Annotated in this window: 2 protein-coding genes; both read right to left on the reverse strand. The window is 73.0% G+C overall.

Annotated features, from left to right (window positions below):
- Positions 1-1,124, reverse strand: a 1,124-nt coding sequence (locus tag LB823_RS23495) for an ABC transporter transmembrane domain-containing protein (protein WP_255604341.1), incomplete at its 3' end; no start/stop codon positions are given.
- A gap of 7 nt (positions 1,125-1,131) precedes the next feature.
- Complete coding sequence (locus tag LB823_RS23500) at positions 1,132-2,298, reverse strand: type III polyketide synthase (RefSeq protein WP_224652166.1); 1,167 nt, start codon at positions 2,296-2,298, stop codon at positions 1,132-1,134.
- Positions 2,299-2,306 lie beyond the last annotated feature (8 nt).

Here is a 2,306-nt window from a genome sequence, read left to right on the forward strand (position 1 = left end):
CCCTGGGGCGGGTGCGGCGGCGGGCCGCCGGGGCCGCCGGGGCCACCGGGGCCGCCCGGGCCACCGGGGCCGCCGTGCGGCGGATGCTGGCCGGGGCCGTGCTGCGGCGGCTCGGGGAGGTACTCGTAGCCGACGCCCCGCAGTTCGACGGTGCCGTCGCCGACGGGACGCCCGTCGTAGGGGAGCACCGACTCGTCGCGCGGGGTCTCCAGCGAGAGGTCGAGGCCGCGGATCTTCGCCAGCGCGACGTCGCCGCGCAGCAGGTCGGGGATGCGGTGCATCAGGCTCTGCATGGGCATCGAGAGGAAGGTCGTGACCAGTACGTAGCCGATCATCGTCTCGCGCGGCAGCTCCATCGCCCGGGCGAGGACGAACAGGATGACCACCATCGTGCCCAGCTGCAGCACCTGGCCCAGCGCCTGCCCGCCGGCGAACCGGGTGCCCGCCGCGACGTGCTTGCGGCGCAGGTCCTCGGCGGTCCCCAGCAGCTTGCGGTCCAGGAAATCGGTGCGCCGCGCGCGGTGCAGCTTGAGCTCCTTGACGCCGTGCGTGACCTCCTGGAACGAGCCGATCAGGGCGTCGTCGAGCTCGCGGGCCCGGCGGTAGGTCTCCCGGACCCGCCGCAGCACCGTCTCCACACAGGCGATGCCGATGAGCGTGCCCGCCACCGAGACCGCGAACAGCGTGCCCGAGACGGTCGCGAGGTAGGTGAGGGCGCCGATGATCGTCGCCAGGTCGATGCACAGCCCGGGGATGCCGGAGACCGCCATCGACAGCGACCGGACGTCCTCGGTGAGGGTCGCCAGCAGGCGGTGATCGCCGAGCCGCTCGATGTGCTCGAGCGGCGCCGCCAGCACGCGCTGCGAGAGCCGCGCCCGCAGCCGGTACACGGCGGCCTGCGCGAGGTGCAGCAGGATCAGCTGCGAGGTGACGCCCGCGATCACCACGACGACGGCGGTCAGGACGAACTGGGTGACCGTCACCGTCGGCATCGGGCCCGGCGCGACCAGGCCGTTGATGAGGGTGAGCAGGTAGGCGTTCGCGCCACCGGCGATCAGGCCCGCGACCACCGCCGCGGCGATCGCCGCCGGCGAGATCGAGAGCAGGAACTTGAAGAGCTTCATGGCGCGCTCATTCGCCGGCGGTCACGACGTCGAAGAGGAAGCCCTCCACGGTCACGCCGGGTGCGAAGGAGAAGGCCATGCCGGTCGACGGGGCTCCCGGGGTGGGGGCGGAGCCGACCTGTGCCAGGAGGCGCTCGAGGACGAACAGCAGCGAGACGCTGAGCATGTTGCCGTGCTCGGCGAGCACGTCCCAGCTCGTGCGCGAGGCCTCCTCGGGCAGGCCCAGCGCCGCGGACGCGGACTCGATGATCTTCGGGCCGCCGGGGTGGATCGCCCAGTGCGCGATGGCCTCCCGGCCGAGGCCGTTGCGGTCCAGCACCTCGTCGATCACGGGGGCGACGCCGTTCACGATGTACTGCGGCAGGGACTCCGCGAGCTCGCACGTGATGCCGTTGGCGTTGACCCCGAGCACGATCCCGTCCTCGGCACCGTCGAGCAGGTGGGTGAAGGTGTCGCGCACGACGATCCGGCCGCCGGGCAGCGGGTGCCCGACCTCGCTGGCGCCGATGACGGCGGCGCCGCAGCCGTCGGCGAAGAGGCTGGAGATCACCACGTCGTTGGGGTCGCCGGAGAAGACGGCGTTCACCGAGCTCAGCTCCAGGCAGATCATCAGCGACTTGCGGTCCGGGTGGGCCCGGACGTAGTCGGTGGAGACGCGCAGCGCGTTCATCGCGGCCGCGCACCCCATGAAGTTGATGACCACGCGGCTGGTCTGCGGCGCGAGGCCGAGGGCGCGGATCACCGCGACGTCGACGCCGGGCGCGAGGAAGCCGGTGCTGGTGACGAACACCAGCTGGCCGACGTCCTCGGGGGCGACCTCGTTCTCGGTGCCGACCCGCAGGGCGCGGCGGGCGGTCTCGATCGCCAGCGGCGCGGCGTGCTCGTAGAACAGGTCCATGCGCTCGCGGACGGTGTCCGGGCGGGTGCTGAACTCCGCGAACTCCGGGGTGAGGGGATCGATCGCGAGGTGCCGCTCGGCGACCTTGGTCTTGGCGTAGACGCGGCGGATCCGCTCGGCCTGCTTCGGGTCCTCGAACCGTGTGGCCACCCGGTCCGCGGACTCGGCCTGGTCGTAGGCCTGTGCGGGGGAGCCCGTCGCGAGCGACTCGATCACCGCGACCGAGGTCGGCGGCGCGGGCGGGGCGCCCAGCCAGGTGCCGGGTGCGGGAAGCACGGGGGCTG

The sequence above is a fragment of the Tsukamurella sp. M9C genome (assembly GCF_020169415.1).
Taxonomy (GTDB): Bacteria; Actinomycetota; Actinomycetes; order Mycobacteriales; family Mycobacteriaceae; genus Tsukamurella.